Here is a 17,458-nt window from a genome sequence, read left to right on the forward strand (position 1 = left end):
GGATGCCCGACAGCATTGTCGATTTCATCGCCACCGTGCATCCCTATGACAGCCTGAAGCGGGACGAGCTGGCGCGCGTCGCCACCTCCTTCAACCGCAGGATATTCGCCCCCGGCGACCTGATCTATCAGTTCGGAGACCGCCTGCCGGGCCTGTACCTGATCGAAAGCGGCCAGGTCGCGGTCACCGACCGCAACGGCGACAGCGTATCCCAGCTGGGGCCACGCAATTCCTTCGGCGAACGCGGCCTGCTGCGCGACGGGGTGGCGGTCACGTCGGCGCGGGTCATGGACCGGCCGGCGGTGATCCTGATGTTGCCCCGCGCAGAGGTTACGCGCCTGATCGCCGACCATCGCGCGGTCGCCCGGTTCTTCGACCGCGGAAGGGGGCCCTCCGACCGCGGGGGCGACCTGGCCCGGCTCAAGGTGGGGGAACTGCTGTCGGGCAAACCGGTCAGCTGCACCCCCGACACCCCGATCATCGAGGCCGCCCGCCAGATGCGCGACGCCCGCGTCAGCAGCCTGGGCATCACACAGGGCGGCCGCCTGATCGGGCTGGTCACCATCCGCGACATGTCGAACCGCGTGGTCGCCGAAGGGCGTGACATGCGTCAGCCGGTCAGTGCCGTGATGACGCCCGACCCGGTGACCTTGGCCCCCACGGCCCTGGGCTATGACGTGCTGAACATCATGCTGGAACGGCGCATCGGGCATCTGCCGGTGGTCGATGACGGCCGTTTCGTCGGCATGATCAGCCAGACCGACCTGACGCGGGTCCAGGCTATTTCCGCCGCGGGGCTGATCCGGCAGGTCGCCAAGGCGCGCGACACCGCACAGATGGCCGCCATCACGGCCCGCATCCCCGAACTGCTGACGCAGCTGGTTCAGGCCCGCCAGCGGCACGAGATCATCACTCGCATGATCACCGACATCGCCGATGCGGTCACGCGCCGCCTGCTGGATCTGACGGCCGCCGACCTCGGGCCTGCGCCCGCCGCCTGGTGCTGGGCCGCCTGCGGCAGCCAAGGCCGCCAGGAACAGACCGGCACCAGCGATCAGGACAACTGCCTGATCCTGGCGCCCGGCGCCGATCCGAAGGACCCGTGGTTCACCACCTTGGCGCGGCGGGTCAGCGATGGGCTGCATGCCTGCGGCTATGTGCATTGCCCGGGCGACATGATGGCGACCAACCCGCGCTGGTGTCAGCCGCTGGACATCTGGCAGGGCTATTTCCGCGACTGGATCTCCCATCCCAGCCCCGAGGCGCAGATGCTGGCCTCGGTCATGTTCGACCTACGCGCCATCGGCGGCGACGGCGCGTTGCTGGGCGACCTGCAGGACGGGACCTTGGACGCGGCCTCGAAGAATTCGATTTTCATCGCGCATATGGTTGGTAATTCACTGAAACATCGGCCTCCGCTTGGCCTGATCGGCGGCTTTGCCACGATCCGGACCGGAGAGCATCGCCACCATATTGACATGAAGCACAACGGCGTGGTCCCGGTGACCGATTTGGCGCGGGTCTATGCCCTGCAGGGGCGCATCGGCGCGGTCAACACACGTGCCCGGCTGGAGGAGGCCGAGGCGCGGGGCGTGATCTCGGCCACGGGCGGGCGCGACCTGATCGCCGCCTATGACATGATCCAGACCGTGCGGCTTGAGAATCAGGCGCATCTGGTCAGGGCGGGGCGCAGGCCCGACAATTACCTCTCACCGGCGGATCTGTCGGATTTCGAACGCAGCCACCTGCGCGACGCCTTCGTCGTCGTGCGCGGAATGCAGTCGGCGGTGGGACATGGCAAGGGGATGCTGGGATGACAGGGATCGGAAGCGATCTGATCGGGGTGATCGCCGCGGCGGTCGGGGCGGCGGCGGTGCTGTATGCCGGGATGCATCTGGCGCGCAAGCTGGGCCTGTCGCCCGCCGCTTGGCTGCTGCCGGCGGGCATCGGGCTGTCGATGGTCGCCTATTCGGTGTGGAACGACTATGCGTGGTTCGACCGCGCGCAGGCCAGCCTGCCTGCCGGTTCGCAGGTGCTGGTCGTGGGGCATGACAGCCAGCCATGGGCGCCCTGGACCTATCTGTTCCCGGTCGAGACGCGGTTTGCCGCGCTGGACCCCGCGCAGATCACGCAGGGCGCGGACGGCACGCGCCGTGCGCCGATCATGCTGGTGGAACGCCGCGGCCAGACCGTGATCGTGCCGCAGGACTTCGACTGCGCGGGCGCGCGGATCCGTCCGGGACGTGCCGACTGGATGCCCGCGGGCGATGATGCGGCCTTCGCCACCGTCTGCCCGGATGGAGGGACCAATGGCTGACATCCTGGTCATCGAGGATGAGGACAACATCGCCACCGCGCTGGATTTCCTGCTGACCCGCGATGGCCATCGCCATGACCGCATCGCCACGGGCCGCGGCGCCGTGGACCGCATCCGCCAGACGCGGCCGGATCTGGTCCTGCTGGACGTGATGCTGCCCGAGGTATCGGGGTATCAGATCGTCCAGGACGTGCGCGCCGATCCCGACCTGGTGGGGGTGCGGGTGCTGATGATGACCGCGCGCGGTTCCGTGGTCGAACGGCGCAAGGGGCTGGCGCTTGGCGCCGACGGCTTTATCGCAAAGCCCTTCGAACTGGCCGAGTTGCGGGCCGAGATGGCCCGCCTGCTGTCCTGATGCGCCGGCGCATCCTGATGCTGTTCTTGGCCGCGCTGGTCGCGGCGCTGGTCCTGGCGGGGTTGGCGCTGTGGCGGGTGGTGCAGGGCGGGCAGGATGCGGTGATCCAGGCCGCGATGATCGCGGGCATTGGCCTGCTGGGGCTGATGACCGCGCTGTGGTTCCTGTTCGACCGGCACCTGGCCCGGCCGCTGGAATCGCTGGCCGGGGCGTTGCGGACCGGGCGCGTTCCCGACCTGGCGCAGGCCCGTCACCTTGCCGATCTGGGCCCGGCCGCCCGCGACGCGGCCTTGGCGCGCGAACGGTCCGACCAGGCGCTCGCGCAGGCGCTGCAGGATCACGCCGCCGAAACCCTGCGCGAAAAGGCCAGCCTGGAGGCGATCCTGGCCGATTTCGGCGCGGGCGCGGTCATGGCCGACGCACGGGGGCGGGTGGTGTTCTATAACGCCAGCGCGGCGCGGCTGCTGCCGGGACTGGCGTTGGACCGGGCGCTGGACACGCTTTTGACATCGGGCGCGTTGCGGGCGGCACAGATGCGGCTGGCCGCGGGTGCCGCCGCGACGGACCTGGTCTGCCTGACGGTCGGTGGTGTCCGCCTGTCGGGTCGGTTGCGCGCGATCGACGACGGGCTGCTGCTGATCCTGCGCGATGGCGCGGTCCAGCGCCCCGCACCCCGCGACATGCTGGAGGCGCTGCGCCGCCATGCGTCGACCTTGGTTCCGATGCTGGACGCGCTGGACGGGCCGATCCCGCCCGCGTTGGCTCAGGCGATCCGCGCCGAAGGACAGGGCTTGGCCAACGCCACACGCAGCCTGTCCAGGATCATGGCCAGCGATGCGCCCGGCACGGTGGCTGCGCTGACGGAACTGGCCGCGGGGCTGGAGGCGGCGGATCTGCCGCCGCTGGCGTTCCGTGCAGAGGCGGCCAGCCTGAACGCGCTGCTGCTGCTGCTGGATGCCCGGCTGCGCGCCTTGGGGCACACCCCGGTGCTGTCGGTCCGGCCGGACCCTGACGACCAGATGCGGCTGGTGCTGGATTGGCGCGGGTCGCCGTTGCCTATCGACCTGCTGGAGGGTTGGCTGACCGCCGCCCCCGATCCCGGCCAGCCCGATGTGACGGGGGCCGAGATATTGGCCTGCCACGGCACCGGCATCTGGCCGGAAACGGACGGCGCAAGGGCGCGGCTGGTCATGCCGCTGGCCTTGGCGCAGGGCGTCGCGGACGGGTCGGGGGTGACCTATGATTTCGCCTTGGCGACGCGGGGGGCGGCGTCGTCGCGGCTGGCGGACCTGACCTGCGTGGTCTTCGACACCGAAACCACGGGACTGACCGATCGCGACCGGATCGTCCAGATCGCCGGTCTGCGCCTGGCGCGCGGCCGCCTGACCGGGGAACGGTTCGAGACGCTGGTGAACCCCGGCTGTCCCATTCCCCCGGCCTCGACCGCGATCCATCACATCACCGACGCAATGGTGGCCGATGCCCCGGATCTGACCGCGGCGCTGACGGCATTCCGGCATTTCTGCGACGACAGCGTGCTGATCGCGCATAACGCGCCCTTCGACATGGGCTTTCTGCGGCGCGCCGAGGCGCAGACCGGCACGCGGTTCGACAACCGGGTGCTGGACACGGTGCTGCTGTCGGCGATGGTCTGGGGTCAGTCAGAGGTCCATACACTGGATGCGCTGACCGAGCGTCTTGGCATCGCCATCCCGCCCGAGGCCCGGCACACCGCGATGGGCGACACCATCGCCACCGCGCAGGCCTATCTAACGCTGATCTCCGCACTGGAGGCCAAGGGCATCACCCGGTTCGAGGAGGTCGTGGCCAAGGCCCGCGACCACCGCGCGCTGATCGCCGATGCGAACCGCTAAAGCGCGATCTGCGGCTGGTCCGGGGTGGGGTCTTCGTCCGGGCGCAGCGTGTCGCCCAAGGGGGGCGGCGCGGGCGCGTCCTCACGGCGTCGGATCAGGATGTCGCCGTTGGGCAGGCGTTCCGGCGCCTGATAGTTGCGGATGTCGTCGACCTGCGCCGCAAGATCCTGCAGCACGGGGCCCATCTGGCGCAGAGCGCCGGCCAGGTCCTGAGCCAGGGGCGACATGGCGCCGGGCTCCTCCTCGCCCCACAACTGCCCCATGATCGCGCCCAGGCCACGTTCCAGGAACCCCGGTTCCTCCGGCGCCTCCTGCGCAAAGGCGGGGGCGGACATCAGGGCAAGGCACAAGGCGGCGGGGGTCAGGATGCGTGTCATGGGCCATGAGATGGGCAGTGCCGGCCCGCCGCGCAAGGTTCAGGCGGCCCCGGCCTGCAGATTGCCGCGATAGAGGTTGCGATAGCTGTCCCAGGCCTCGTTGAGGCGACGGGTGCGGGCCTCGGCCAGGCGGATGGCTTCGGGGGGCAGGCCGCGGCCGATGGCGTGGTCGGGGTGGTTCTCGCGCAGCAGCTGGCGCCAGCGGCGCTTGACCTCGGGCAGGGGGGTGTCGGGGGCCACGCCCAGAACCTCGCAGGGCGGGCAGCCGGCGCCTTTGTCATGCCGCCGCCGGATCGCGGCGATCTGCGCGGGCGCCAGCCCGAAGATGCGACCGACCTCGTCCAGAAACGCGATCTCGGCGGGCTGCAGCGCACCGTCGGCCACGGCGATGACGAACAGCCCCTCCATCACGTCCAGAAGGACCGGATCGCCGGGCTGGAACATCGACGCCATCTTGCGCGCCCAGGCATCGAACCCGGCCACGTCCTTGCGGGCCAGATCGAAGACGCGGGCGGCGTTCTTCTCCTCGGAGCGGGGGATGATGAACACCCGGCGAAAGGCCGCGACCTCGGAGCGTTCGACGGTGCCGTCGACCTTGGCCAGCTTCGCCCCAAGCGCGATCACCGCAATGGTGAAGGCGACCGACCGTTCCGGCGGCGTCGCCGGACGATTCGTCCACAGGAACACGGTGATGCGGTCGGCCATCCGCTGCCAGAAGCTGCGGGGCCTTGGCAGGTCAGGGCAGGGGCCCGTGCAAGTCTCGGGGGTGGTGCAGCAATCCATGCCCCAAGGTTAGCGCTGAAACCGGCCAAGCGATAGGGGCGCATTGCCGCCGTGGCGGCATGCTAGGCCGAAAGATCGCGCCCCATCAGCACAAGGTCGTGAAACTGCCCGAATTTCCATCCCGCCGCCGGGATGCGGCCCCATTCGGCATAGCCCATGGCCCGGTGAAAGGCGATCGAGCCGTCGTTCGACCCGGTGATCCCGCCGATCAGGATGCGGTGGCCGCGCTGGCGGGCGTGGTCCTGGACGGCGGTCAGCATGGCCCGGCCGACCCCGCGTCCCCGCGCATCCGGAGCCGCGTGGATCGTGTGTTCCATGCTGCGCGCATAGCCCGCACCGCCGCGAAACTGGGAATAGGTGGAAAAGCCCAGAAGCCGGTCGCCATCGGCCGCCACGATAAAGGCCTGTCCGGCTGCCTGCCGCTCTGCGATCAGGGCCGCGATCTGGTCATGGCTGCGTTCATCGGGCCAGAAGGTGATGGCGGTGTCGCGGACGATGGGGTTCCAGATGGCCGCGATGGCGGGCACATCGGCGGCGGTCGCGTCGCGCAGGATCACAGCGTCACCTCCCCGTCCGGGGTTGCCAGCGTCGCGGTCAGGGGCGTCCCCGCCCCGGTCAGCATCAGCCGACGGTCGTCCAGATCAAGCCGGTCCAGCGGCAGGGTCAGCCGCTTCAGGCGCACCCCGCGATCGGGCAGGCGGTCGGACGGGTGCGGCCCGTCACCCCAGTCGATCAGCATGGGCTGCGCCCCGTCACGCGGCATCTGGCCGGCCAGCGGCAGGGTGATCTGCCAGGACAGGTCGCCGCGCCGGGCCTGCACGACGCGCGTGCCGGCGGGTGCGCGCAGCGGCGTCGCGCGCATCACCCAGCCCGCCACCCGCGGCGGGCCGTCGAACCCGTCCAGTCCAAACCAGCAGGGCCGCACATCGGCCTCCGGATCGGGCGCGATCAGTTCAAGGTATTCCCCCGGCCCAAGCGACATCAGGCGGTTGTGCGTGCCCATGCCCGGATGGCGCCCGCCCGGTTCCAGCGTCAGGCCGCGACCGGCCAGCCACGCCGCCCCTTCGTCCAGGGTGCGGGCGGCGATGGCCACGTGATCGAAGGCCAAGCTCACCCGCGATGGGCGCCCGCGGCCAGGTCGCGGACGAAGGCCAGGATTTCCGGGACGGGGCGCCCCTCGCCGATCTGCTTGACGATGGCGCTGCCGACGACGCAGCCGTCGGCGACGGACGCGATCGCCTCGGCGGCCTCGGGGGTCGAGATGCCAAAGCCCACGACCACCGGCAGGCCGGCGGCGGCGCGGATGCGCGCGACCTCGGGGGCGACGTCGGCGGCATTGGCTGCGGCCGCGCCGGTGATCCCCGTGACGCTGACGTAATAGACAAAGCCCGTGATGTTCCTGACCACCGCAGGCAGGCGGCGGTCGTCGGTCGTCGGCGTCGCCAGGCGGATGAAGTTCAGCCCCGCGGCCGTGGCTGGCACGCAGAGTTCGGAATCCTCCTCGGGGGGCAGGTCGACGACGATCAGGCCGTCGATCCCCGCCTCGACCGCATCGGTCAGGAACTGGGTCACGCCGCCCTTTCGGGCATAGATCGGATTGTAATAGCCCATCAGCACGATGGGCGTCGTGGTGTCGTCGCGCCGGAATTCGCGCACGATGTCCAGCGTGCGGCTGACGCTGCCGCCCTGGGCCAGGGCGCGCTGACCTGCCGCCTGGATCGTGCTGCCATCGGCCATCGGGTCGGTGAAGGGCATGCCCAGTTCGATGATGTCCACCCCCGCGTCGGGCAGGCCGCGCATGATCTGCAACGCGGTCGCATCGTCGGGGTCGGATGCCATCATGTAGGCCACGAAGGCCTTCTTGCCCTGGGCCTTGAGCGCTGCAAACCTGTCGTCGATTCTGGTCATGTCCGTCCCTGCATTCTTTGGCACAATCCCTAGCGCGCATGGGGGGTGGGTGCAATCTCCGGGCGCGGGTCGGGCGCGGGCCGGGCCAAGGCTGGACTTGGCCGCGCGGGGCGCGTAACAGGCGCGGGATATTCAGACGGGAAAGGGTGCTGTCATGGGCTTTCGCATGGGGATCGTGGGCTTGCCGAACGTGGGCAAGTCGACGCTGTTCAACGCATTGACGAAAACCGCCGCCGCACAGGCCGCGAACTTCCCGTTCTGCACCATCGAGCCCAACGTGGGCGAGGTCGCGGTCCCCGACCCGCGGCTGGACACCCTGGCCGCCATCGCAGGCAGCAAGCAGATCATCCCGACGCGCATCACCTTCGTGGACATCGCGGGCCTGGTGAAGGGCGCCAGCAAGGGCGAAGGCCTGGGCAACCAGTTCTTGGCCAACATCCGCGAGACGGACGCCATCGCCCATGTGCTGCGCTGCTTCGAGGATGGCGACATCACCCATGTCGAGGGCCGCGTCGACCCGCTGGCCGATGCCGACGTGATCGAGACCGAGCTGATGATCGCCGACATGGAATCGATCGAGCGTCGCTTGGCCAACCTGTCGCGCAAGCTGAAGGGCGGGGACAAGGACGCGCTGGATCAGGACCGCCTGCTGCGCCAGGCGCTGGCCGTGCTGAACGAGGGCCGCCCGGCGCGCACCGTCGCGGTGGCCGATGACGACCGCCGGGTCTGGGACATGCTGCAGCTGCTGACCGCCAAGCCGGTGCTGTTCGTCTGCAACGTGGCCGAGGACGAGGCCGCCAACGGCAACGCCCTGTCCGAGAAGGTCCGCGAGATGGCCGAGGCGCAGGGCGCGGGCCATGTCGTGATCTCGGCCCGGATCGAGGAGGAGATCAGCCAGCTGGACGCCGAGGAGGCGCAGATGTTCCTGGGCGAGATGGGCCTGGAGGAGCCGGGCCTGGACCGGCTGATCCGCGCCGGATACAGCCTGCTGGGTCTGCAGACCTATTTCACCGTGGGCCCAAAGGAGGCCCGCGCCTGGACCATCACCAAGGGCACCCTGGCCCCGCAGGCGGCGGGCGTGATCCATGGCGATTTCGAGAAGGGCTTCATCCGGTCGGAAACCATCGCCTATGACGACTATGTCGCCGGCAAGGGCGAGGCCGGAGCGCGCGAGGCGGGCAAGCTGCGCGTCGAGGGCAAGACCTATGAGGTCAAGGACGGCGACGTCCTGCACTTCTTGTTCAGCAACTGATGAGGAAAGGCGGGCCAGGCGGCCCGCCTTGTTCGTTCAGGAATAGGTCAGTTCGGTCGCCTTGCCGCGGAAGACCGTGTAGGCCAGCACCGAATAGGCGATGATGACCGGCAGGACGACCAGCGCGCCCACCAGGATGATGATCAGCGCCTCGGGTGCGGCGGCGGCCTGATAGATCGTCATCTGTTCGGGGACGACATAGGGGTAGAAGCTGTATGCCAGCCCCCCGAACGCCAGGACGAACAGCGCCGTGGTCAGGGCGAAGGGCGTCCAGGCCATGCGGTCGTTCTCCATCGGCAGCACGTGCAGCACCCGCCACAGGGTCGCGATCAGCACCACCGACAGGATCGGCAGGGGGGCCAGGATCGCGAATTCGGGCCAGCTGAACCATTTGTCCCAGATGCGGGCACTGACCAGGGGCGATGCGGCCGAGATCGCGGCGATGCCCGCCACCAGCCCCCAGATGCCGCGCCGTGCCCACAGGATCGCCTTGGCCTGCAGAACGCCCTCGGCCTTGCCGATCAGCCAGGTCGCACCGATGACGCTGAACCCCACCGTCAGGAACACCGCCGTCAGCAGCGCAAACGCGATGTTGGTCCAGCTGAGCTGCAGCCCGGTGACATAGAGGCCCAGCATGAACCCCTGCGCCAGGGTCGAGGCCAGGCTGCCTGCGAAAAACGCCCGGTTCCACGCGGCGCGGTGACGGGTCGGGGCCTTGGCGCGGAACTCGAACGCGACGCCGCGCAGGATCAGGCCGATCAGCATGACCGTCACCGGCAGGTAAAGCGCGGTCAGGATCACCCCGTGCGCCACCGGGAAGGCCACCAGCAGCAGGCCGATGGCCAGGACCAGCCAGGTCTCGTTTGCGTCCCAGAAGGGACCGATCGAGGCGACCATGCGGTCGCGCTCGGACGGGGTGGCGAAGGGGAACAGCAGGCCCACCCCCAGGTCGAAGCCGTCCAGGACGACATAGACCAAGACGGACAGGCCCATCAGCACCGCAAAGACGAAGGGCAGCCAGATGAACGGATCACCGAAGAGATGCATGATCTACTCCGCAGGTTGCAGGGCGCGCACGCCCGCGTCGGGGGTGGGCAGGTCGGGGGTCAGCGGGTCGTGGCGCGCGGCGCGGCGCGCCAGATAGGTCAGCGTGCCCAGATAGGCCGCCATCAGGACCGCATAGACCAGAAGGTAGGCGACCAGGCTGGAGGCGACCATGCCGCCGGTGATGGGGCCGACCGCCTCCTTGGTGGTCAGGACGCCCGTGACCAGCCAGGGCTGACGCCCGATCTCGGTCACGTACCAGCCCGCCAGCGTGGCGATCCAGCCCGAGAAGCCCATCGCGGCAAAGGCATAGATCCAGGGGCGCGGCAGGCCTTTCACCCCGCGGCCGCGGCGCATGAACCACAAGGCCGACCAGGACAGGGCCAGCATCGCCATGCCCATGCCCACCATGATCCGGAAGCTGAAGAAGACAGGGGCCACGGGCGGGTGTTCGGGGGTGCCGTCGGCGGCCACGAAATCGTTCAGGCCCGGCACCTCGCCCTCCAGGCTGTGCGTCAGGATCAGGGATGCGACGTTGGGGATGGCGATCTCCATCCGGTTCTCGCGCGCCTCCTGATCGGGCAGGGCGAAGAGGACCAGCGGCACGTTGCCCTGCGTCTCCCAGTTGCCCTCCATCGCGGCGACCTTGGCGGGCTGGTGTTCCAGCGTGTTCAGGCCGTGCATGTCGCCGGCATAGATCTGCAGCGGGATCAGCACCGCGCCAAGCGTCGCGCCGAAGCGCAGCGTGGCACGCACCTCGTCCCCCCGGTCGCCCCAGATCCAGCGCAGCGCCGAGATGCCCGCGATGAGGAAAGCCACCGTCAGCCCCGAGGCCAGCAGCATGTGCGTCAGGCGGTAGGGCAGCGACGGGTTGAAGATGATCGCCATCCAGTCGGTCGCGTGGACCACGCCGTCGATCACCTCATAGCCCGCGGGCGTGTGCATCCAGCTGTTCAGGACCAGGATCCAGAAGGCCGACAGCGTGGTACCGAACGCCACCAGGAAGGTCGCGGTCGTGTGCAGCCACCCCGGCACGCGGCGAAAGCCGAAGAGCATGATGCCCAGGAAGGCGGCCTCGAGGAAGAAGGCGGTCAGCACCTCATAGGCCAGAAGCGGACCCGCGATGTTGCCGACGCTTTCCATGAAACCGGGCCAGTTGGTGCCGAACTGGAACGACATGGTGATGCCCGACACCACGCCAAGCGCGAAGGACAGGGCAAACACCTTCACCCAGAAGCGATAGGCGTCCATCCATTTTTCGTCGCCCGTGCGGTTGAAGCGCAGCTTGAAGAACAGCAGCACCCAGCCAAGCGCGATCGTGATGGTCGGGAACAGGATGTGGAACGAGATGTTCGCGGCAAATTGAATCCGCGACAGAATCAGCGGGTCCATGGGTTTCAGCCTTTCGATTGAGGTTTGCTGCGGCGGATCGGGATCAGCTTGCCCGCGCCGTCGACAAGGCGGCCAAGACGGGCGCCCATGTTCATCAGCGCGACCAGGCGCTCGGTCTCGAACCGGGCCAGGTCATCGTGGAACCGCGTCATCTGTTCGATCAGCTGGCGCAGTTCGGCGATGCGGGCGTGGGCTGCGCGGTCAGACGGGTCGGGTTCGGCCATCGACAGTTCGCGCAGCTTGGTCAGCGTGGGATCGATCTCGCGCTTGCGCCGTTCGTTGATCAGCGTGCGCACGATCTCCCACAGGTCGTCGGGCGTGGTGAAGAATTCGCGCCGGTCGTCCTGCTGATGGCGCAGGCGCACCAGGTTCCAGCTTTGCAGCTCCTTGAGCGCCATCGACACGTTCGAGCGGGAGAAGCCCAGGGCGGCGACGATGTCGTCCGCACACAGCGGCTCGTCCGCCAGGAACAGCAGGGCATAGACCTGACCGACGGTGCGGTTGATGCCCCACCGCGATCCCATTTCACCGAAATGCAGGATGAACTCCTGCCGCAAGGCCGACACTGACATTCGCTTGTTCCTGTCATTTCAGAAATTAATGAAAATAACATAGAGCAAGCGGCGCGCCGGCATAGCGGGCAGGTTGTCGCATCCGCATATGAAAAAGCCCCCGCCTTTTCGGGCGGGGGCGACAAGTCAGTCTGACCGGGTCGTCAGTTGGCGATGACCTGGCAGGGCTGCGACCGGCTTTGCATCCGCTCGCAGGCCAGTTCGGCATGGCCCTTGGAGAGGTTTCCGAACTGCGGCTCGAACCCGCGATTGGTGTTGGCGACGTGCCGGCGCGCCGCGCCGAACAGGTTGCCGTCCTGCAGGGCCAGACGCAGCAGCAACCGGTCAGCCTCGGCCTGAGAGGTGTAGCGGCCCAGGCTGACGCCCCAGTTGCGGCCGCTGTCGGTGGGACGGCGCACGACCTCCAGTGCCTCGGGCGCGCTCAGGTCGCCTTCGCCCATCGCGGCCAGGATCACGGTTTCGGACCGCGGCTTGGGCGCCCTGGAACTGTCCAGCGACAGGGTGCCGGGGGCCGCCTGCATCTGCGGTTCAGGGGCGGGCGCGGCTGCAGGCTCGGGCTGGGCAACGGCGGCGATGCTGGCCGTGCGCCGGGGCGAGGGTGCAGGGCGCGCCGATCCGGCCAGCACGGGGGCCGCAAGGCTGGCCTGCTGCGCCGGCGCGTCGTCCGATGCGACGGCGGTGGCAAGCGCCTGCTGGATCGCGTCGGCCGCGGGGGCCGCGGATCCGGGGCGGGCGCGCGGACGCTGGCTGCTGGCCAAGGCGACGCCCGGCGGTGCGGCGGGCGCCGCGGTCGCGCCGGCAAGGCGCAACGCCTCGGTCAGGTCGACCTTGGGCGCTGCGGCGACAAGGGTCGACGCGGCGGCGGCAGGGCGGGTCGCGGGGGGCGGCGATGCCTGCAGCACCAGGCGCTGCGGTTCTGCCTGGGTCGCGGCGGGGCTGGCGGCGACCTGCGCGCGGCGCGTCGTGGCCTGCACCAGCAGGCGCGGAGGCTGCGGACGGACCTCGCGCACGCGGTCGGGGATGCGGGTGAAGCTGCTGTCCAGCAGCTCGGTCATCACCTGGTTGCGATGCGCCGTGGACGTCCCGCCGAAGACGGTGGCGATCAGGCGACGGTTGCCGCGCTGCGCCGAAGCCGTCAGGTTGAAGCCCGCAGCCCGCGTATACCCCGTCTTGATCCCGTCGGCACCGGCATAGGCATCCAGGAAGCGGCGGTTCGTCGACGCGACCTGCGCGATGCCCGCATCGGCCGACCGGCGCGAGAACAGGTTGTAGTACTGGGGGAAGTCGTAGAACAGGTGGCGTCCCAGAACGCTCATGTCATGGGCGGTCGAATAATGCCCCTCGGTCGTCAGGCCATGGGCGTTGCGGAACTGGCTGTTGTTCATGCCAAGCGCCCGCGCCATCTGGGTCATCTGCTGGGTGAAGGCCTGTTCGGAGCCTGCCAGCCCCTCGCCGATGGTGGTCGCGGCATCGTTGGCCGACTTGATCGCGGCGGCGCGCAGAAGATAGCGCAGCTCGATCTGCTGACCCGCGCGCAGGCCCAGCTTGGAGGGGGGCTCGTTCGCGGCCTTGGAGGACACGGTGAATTTCGAATCCAGCCGCACCTGACCGCGTTCGATGGCCGAGAACGCCATGTAGAGCGTCATCATCTTGGTCAGCGAGGCAGGATGCAGTCGCGTATCCGAATTCTGGCGATAGATGGGTTGCCCGGTCCGGGCGTCCATCACATAGGCCGCGAAAGGTGCCGCGGCAGCCGGAAGCCCCAACAGGGCAACGGCCAGGACGGCATGACAAAGCAGCCGGAAGGCATGGGTAAATCGGGTCACTGTCGCTGTCTCTCTGCCTCAAGCGGGCGCGTCGTTTGTCGCACGTCCGTCGTTAATCAACCTATAATAGCACGGCTCTTTTCACCTTGAAACCGGGCAATCACGCTAATTTTGTCTGCACTGTAGGCGACGCCGTCCAGACCCGGATCGCGGCGCATCCGCGCGGGGGGCTTTCATCCGGGCGCGATTGCGCTATATTTCCGGGGATGGCGACAGCGCCCACCCCCTCGCCTCAGCATTCAGGAACGACCGCAGCCCGATGACGCACTGGATGACCGCACCCGACAATCCCGACGACCAATCCGATCTGGCGGTCAAGCCACGCGCGAAATCGCAGCGGCCGCCGATGTACAAGGTCCTGTTGCTGAACGACGACTTCACGCCGATGGAGTTCGTCGTTCACGTGCTGGAGCGGCTGTTCCACATGACCCACGCCCAGGCGATCGAGATCATGTTGACCGTGCACCGTCGCGGTCTGGCCGTCGTCGGCGTCTTTTCACACGAGGTGGCCGAGACGAAGGTCGCCCAGGTGATGGAGCTGGCCCGCCGCCAGCAGCATCCCCTGCAATGCACCATGGAAAAAGAGTAATCGCGTGACCCAATCACGACTGGACCTGGCCTTTCCGGACGGCCATCCCGGGGGCCGAGTGCTGTTCATCGGCGCCACTGCCGCCGATGACCTGTTCCCCCTCGACCCCGCACAGCTGACCATCGTCCAGGGAAACTTTCCCGATCATGACGGACTGACCGCCCGCGGATTCGATGTCCGGACGGAGCCGGAGGGCCGTTTCGACGCGGCCGTCGTCCGCCTGCCGCGCGCCAAGGCTGCCGCACGCGCGCGCCTTGCGCTGGCCGCGGCGCATCTGGCGCCTGGCGCGGCCCTTTGGGTCGATGGGCAGAAGACCGACGGCGTCGATTCCCTGCTGAAGGAACTGCGCGGCCATGCCGAGGTGCGCGATGTCATCAGCAAGGCCCATGGCAAGATCTTTCAGGTGACGCTGCCCGACGCGGGACTGCCCGCCGACTGGACCGCGACCGAGCGTCAGGTCGAGCCGGGCTTCGTGACCCTTCCGGGCGTCTTCTCGGCCGACGGGATCGACCCGGGGTCGCGGATGCTGGCCGATAACCTGCCGCCCAAGATGCCCACTCGCGTGGTCGACCTGGGCGCGGGATGGGGCTGGCTGTCCGCGCAGGCCCTGGCCCGACCGGGCATTGCCGAGTTGCACCTGGTCGAGGCCGACCACGCCGCCCTGACCTCGGCCAAGCGCAATGTCACCGATCCGCGGGCACAGTTCCACTGGGCGGACGCGCGCAATTTCACCCTGCGGGAGCCGGTCAACGGCGTCATCATGAACCCCCCGTTCCACGAGGGGCGACAGGCCGACCCCCGGCTTGGGGCCGACTTCATCGCCACCGCGGCGCGCATCCTGACGGGCGCGGGTCGGCTGTGGATGGTCGCCAACCGGCATCTGCCCTACGAATCGGTCCTGGCGCAGCATTTCGGCCAGGTCCATGAGATCGCGGGCGACACGCGCTTCAAGGTGATCGAGGCGACCGCGGCGGGCAAGGGTACCGCCACGGTCCGGGCCCGGGGGGCACGGCGGTGACGCTGTCGATCCAGGGCAAGACGGCCATCGTCACCGGGGCCGGACGCGGCGTGGGCCTGGCCATCGCGCGGCACCTGGCCGAACGCGGCGCATCGGTCATGTTCGCGGACGGCGACGAACAGGCGCTGCAGTCGGCAGTGTCGGATTATGCCGACGACGAAAGCCAGGTGCGCCATTTCGTCGGGAACATGTCGGAAAAGCTGGCGATGGCGAACCTGCTGTCGGCCACGCTGGATGCGTTCGACCGCGTCGACATCCTGGTGAACGCCCATCGTTTCGTTCGGGGCAGCGATCCGCTGGACACCGACATGGACGCGCTGGAGGAGATGCTGCGCCAGAACATGCTGGCCAGCCTGCGTCTGTCGCAGATGGTCGCAAAGCGCATGATCCGTCAGGCCGACGGCGAAGGGTCAAGCGCCCAGACCGGGGCGATCGTCAATATCTCGACCCTGGCGGCGCGGCGGCCGATTCCGTCTATGCTGGGCTATTCCATCGCCTGTGCGGCGCAGGAACAGGCCACGCGCGGGCTGGCGCTGGCCTTGGCGCCGCACCGCATCCGCGTGAACGGTGTCAGCTTCAGCAGTGTCATGTCGCATGAACTGCAATGCGCGCTGAAGGACAATCCCGACCAGCGGGCGCAGATCATCGCTGGCACACCCCTGGGCCGCATCGCCCCGGCCGAAGAACTGGCCGAGACGGTGCATTACCTGGTCAGCGACGGCGCGCGCTTTGTCACCGGCCAGATCGTCACCGTCGACGGCGGACGCAGCCTGGCCGACCCGGTGACGTCACAGGTGCTTTAGGCTTCCTCGGGATAGGCGGCGCGGCAGGCGGCCACGGCGGCATTCGCGCCGCGCGTCAGGGCCGCCTGACGCTCTACCAGGCCGTCGCGCTTGCGCGTCTCGGCCGCGGGGTCGATGGGCACGCGGAACCGTTCGACATCGACATAATCGCGCCAGCAGCCATAGGTGCTGATCTGCGCCTTGCCCTCGTGGTCGCGGATCACGCGTTCGCATTGCGCGAACCGCGTCCGCACGACCTGGCGTTCTTCCCAGGCATAGCCCCGCGACAGATTGCCCTCGACCTCGGCCAGAAGGCTGCTGACGGTGCGGTATTCGCTGGTGTTCCGGCTGATGCAGCGTTCCTGCGGCGTGCCGCAGGCGGCAAGGGCCAGAACCGGTGCAAGGCAAAGGGCAAGGGCGGTGTTGCGGCGCATGGCGGCTCTCTTTATGGACGCAGGCGATGCTAGTCGCGATGCCTGGGGCTGGCAAATCACGAATGAGGCCCGCCATGGATGAACAACGCCACCGCGCCGCGCTTTGGTTCCGCGAGCTGCGCGACCGCATCACCGCCGCCTTCGAGGCGCTGGAGGACCGCGCCCCGGGCGACGCCCCCGCGGGCCGGTTTGAGGTGACGCCCACGGAGCGCGCCGACAACGGCGGCGGTGGCATCATGTCGGTGATGCGCGGCGGCCGCGCCTTTGAGAAGGTCGGCGTGAACTGGTCCGAGGTGCATGGCACCCTGGCCCCCCGCGCCCAGGCCGCGATGGCCGCCCGCGGCGTGCCGGGCATGGAGGATGATCCGCGGTTCTGGGCATCGGGCATCAGCCTGGTCGCGCATATGCGGAACCCGCACGCGCCGGCCGTGCACATGAACACGCGCATGTTCTGGACCCCGGGGGCATGGTGGTTCGGCGGCGGGTCAGACCTGAACCCCTGCATCGAATACGCCGATGACACCGCGCATTTCCACAACACGCTGCGCGATGCCTGCCTGCCGCACGGGGCGGACTACTATGACCGCTTCAAGGCCTGGGCGGATGAGTATTTCTTCATCCCCCATCGCGGGCGGGCGCGGGGCGTCGGCGGCATCTTCTATGACGATCTGAACACCGGGGACTGGGAGGCGGATTTCGCCTTCACCCGCGACGTGGGCGCGGCGTTCCTGCCGGCGTTCCTGCCGCTGGCAGAGGCGCGGATGACGCAGGCGTTCGACGATGCCGACCGCGACACGCAGCTGATCCACCGGGGTCTCTATGCGGAATACAACCTGGTCTATGACCGCGGCACGAAATTCGGGCTGGAGACCGGCCACAACGCCGACGCCGTCCTGATGAGCCTGCCGCCCTTGGCCAAGTGGGTCTAGGCCCCA

General features: G+C 68.7%; 19 protein-coding genes. 9 read left to right on the forward strand and 10 right to left on the reverse strand.

What is annotated here, in order from left to right:
• Positions 1 to 2: 2 nt before the first annotated feature.
• The 4 genes from LZ686_RS09445 to LZ686_RS09460 are packed head-to-tail and all read left to right on the forward strand — an operon-like array spanning position 3 to position 4,546.
• Positions 3 to 1,817, forward strand: a complete 1,815-nt coding sequence (locus LZ686_RS09445) for a DUF294 nucleotidyltransferase-like domain-containing protein (protein ID WP_349547601.1) — start codon at positions 3 to 5, stop codon at positions 1,815 to 1,817.
• The gene (locus tag LZ686_RS09450) at positions 1,814 to 2,317 is read left to right on the forward strand and encodes a hypothetical protein (RefSeq protein ID WP_127898357.1); all 504 of its coding nucleotides are present in this window, start codon (positions 1,814 to 1,816) and stop codon (positions 2,315 to 2,317) included. Before LZ686_RS09445 ends, LZ686_RS09450 begins: the two co-directional genes overlap by 4 nt.
• Positions 2,310 to 2,672: a response regulator transcription factor gene (locus LZ686_RS09455; RefSeq protein ID WP_349547602.1), complete on the forward strand. Its 363-nt coding sequence runs from the start codon at positions 2,310 to 2,312 to the stop codon at positions 2,670 to 2,672. The genes LZ686_RS09450 and LZ686_RS09455 overlap by 8 nt, the downstream gene beginning before the upstream one ends.
• Positions 2,672 to 4,546, forward strand: coding sequence for a 3'-5' exonuclease (locus tag LZ686_RS09460; protein ID WP_349547603.1), 1,875 nt, complete (start codon positions 2,672 to 2,674; stop codon positions 4,544 to 4,546). Before LZ686_RS09455 ends, LZ686_RS09460 begins: the two co-directional genes overlap by 1 nt.
• Here the strand turns inward: LZ686_RS09460 and LZ686_RS09465 are convergent.
• From LZ686_RS09465 to trpA, 5 genes are all read right to left on the reverse strand, one after another.
• Positions 4,543 to 4,923: an AAA+ family ATPase gene (locus LZ686_RS09465; protein WP_349547604.1), complete on the reverse strand. Its 381-nt coding sequence runs from the start codon at positions 4,921 to 4,923 to the stop codon at positions 4,543 to 4,545. The genes LZ686_RS09460 and LZ686_RS09465 overlap by 4 nt on opposite strands.
• 39 nt (positions 4,924 to 4,962) lie before the next feature.
• Entirely contained in the window at positions 4,963 to 5,628 is a 666-nt protein-coding gene (locus LZ686_RS09470) for a molecular chaperone DjiA (RefSeq protein ID WP_045999326.1), read from the reverse strand.
• Between the two features lie 140 nt (positions 5,629 to 5,768).
• On the reverse strand, positions 5,769 to 6,263 hold the full coding sequence (locus LZ686_RS09475) for a GNAT family N-acetyltransferase (RefSeq protein ID WP_273743130.1): 495 nt from the start codon (positions 6,261 to 6,263) through the stop codon (positions 5,769 to 5,771).
• Positions 6,260 to 6,820: a VOC family protein gene (locus LZ686_RS09480; protein ID WP_349547605.1), complete on the reverse strand. Its 561-nt coding sequence runs from the start codon at positions 6,818 to 6,820 to the stop codon at positions 6,260 to 6,262. The genes LZ686_RS09475 and LZ686_RS09480 overlap by 4 nt, the downstream gene beginning before the upstream one ends.
• Positions 6,817 to 7,614 (reverse strand): tryptophan synthase subunit alpha, encoded by a 798-nt coding sequence (trpA, locus tag LZ686_RS09485; protein ID WP_045983790.1) that lies wholly within the window; start codon positions 7,612 to 7,614, stop codon positions 6,817 to 6,819. Before trpA ends, LZ686_RS09480 begins: the two co-directional genes overlap by 4 nt.
• Positions 7,615 to 7,768: 154 nt before the next feature.
• Between trpA and ychF the strand changes: the two genes are divergently transcribed.
• The gene (gene ychF / locus LZ686_RS09490; RefSeq protein ID WP_349547606.1) at positions 7,769 to 8,866 is read left to right on the forward strand and encodes a redox-regulated ATPase YchF; all 1,098 of its coding nucleotides are present in this window, start codon (positions 7,769 to 7,771) and stop codon (positions 8,864 to 8,866) included.
• A gap of 36 nt (positions 8,867 to 8,902) precedes the next feature.
• On the opposite strand, the gene LZ686_RS09495 is transcribed toward ychF, so the two are convergent.
• The 4 genes from LZ686_RS09495 to LZ686_RS09510 all read right to left on the reverse strand — a co-directional run bounded on the left by LZ686_RS09495 (position 8,903) and on the right by LZ686_RS09510 (position 13,700).
• Positions 8,903 to 9,913 carry a cytochrome d ubiquinol oxidase subunit II gene (locus tag LZ686_RS09495; protein WP_349547607.1) on the reverse strand — a complete coding sequence of 337 codons (1,011 nt, stop codon included), beginning with the start codon at positions 9,911 to 9,913 and terminating at the stop codon, positions 8,903 to 8,905.
• A gap of 3 nt (positions 9,914 to 9,916) precedes the next feature.
• Positions 9,917 to 11,302 carry a cytochrome ubiquinol oxidase subunit I gene (locus LZ686_RS09500; protein WP_349547608.1) on the reverse strand — a complete coding sequence of 462 codons (1,386 nt, stop codon included), beginning with the start codon at positions 11,300 to 11,302 and terminating at the stop codon, positions 9,917 to 9,919.
• A 5-nt stretch (positions 11,303 to 11,307) separates the two neighbouring features.
• Positions 11,308 to 11,874: a GbsR/MarR family transcriptional regulator gene (locus tag LZ686_RS09505; protein ID WP_045983786.1), complete on the reverse strand. Its 567-nt coding sequence runs from the start codon at positions 11,872 to 11,874 to the stop codon at positions 11,308 to 11,310.
• A 143-nt stretch (positions 11,875 to 12,017) separates the two neighbouring features.
• Complete coding sequence (locus LZ686_RS09510; protein WP_246071182.1) at positions 12,018 to 13,700, reverse strand: D-alanyl-D-alanine carboxypeptidase family protein; 1,683 nt, start codon at positions 13,698 to 13,700, stop codon at positions 12,018 to 12,020.
• 271 nt (positions 13,701 to 13,971) lie between these two features.
• Here LZ686_RS09510 and clpS point away from each other — a divergent pair, with 271 nt between their 5' ends.
• Genes clpS through LZ686_RS09525 form a run of 3 tightly spaced genes read left to right on the forward strand, consistent with a single transcriptional unit; the run spans position 13,972 to position 16,110 of the window.
• Complete coding sequence (clpS, locus tag LZ686_RS09515; protein WP_045980873.1) at positions 13,972 to 14,289, forward strand: ATP-dependent Clp protease adapter ClpS; 318 nt, start codon at positions 13,972 to 13,974, stop codon at positions 14,287 to 14,289.
• 4 nt (positions 14,290 to 14,293) lie between these two features.
• Complete coding sequence (locus tag LZ686_RS09520) at positions 14,294 to 15,307, forward strand: class I SAM-dependent methyltransferase (protein WP_349547609.1); 1,014 nt, start codon at positions 14,294 to 14,296, stop codon at positions 15,305 to 15,307.
• Complete coding sequence (locus LZ686_RS09525; RefSeq protein ID WP_252930523.1) at positions 15,304 to 16,110, forward strand: SDR family NAD(P)-dependent oxidoreductase; 807 nt, start codon at positions 15,304 to 15,306, stop codon at positions 16,108 to 16,110. The genes LZ686_RS09520 and LZ686_RS09525 overlap by 4 nt, the downstream gene beginning before the upstream one ends.
• Here the strand turns inward: LZ686_RS09525 and LZ686_RS09530 are convergent.
• Positions 16,107 to 16,523, reverse strand: coding sequence for a hypothetical protein (locus LZ686_RS09530; protein ID WP_349547610.1), 417 nt, complete (start codon positions 16,521 to 16,523; stop codon positions 16,107 to 16,109). The genes LZ686_RS09525 and LZ686_RS09530 overlap by 4 nt on opposite strands.
• A gap of 62 nt (positions 16,524 to 16,585) precedes the next feature.
• On the opposite strand from LZ686_RS09530, the gene hemF reads away from it, so the two are divergent.
• A complete protein-coding gene (gene hemF / locus LZ686_RS09535) occupies positions 16,586 to 17,452 on the forward strand; it encodes an oxygen-dependent coproporphyrinogen oxidase (RefSeq protein ID WP_148911714.1) in 867 nt (288 codons plus the stop codon).
• Positions 17,453 to 17,458: the final 6 nt, after the last annotated feature.

The sequence above is a fragment of the Paracoccus sp. NFXS7 genome (genome assembly GCF_040148865.1).
GTDB classification, from domain to species: domain Bacteria; phylum Pseudomonadota; class Alphaproteobacteria; order Rhodobacterales; family Rhodobacteraceae; genus Paracoccus; species Paracoccus marcusii.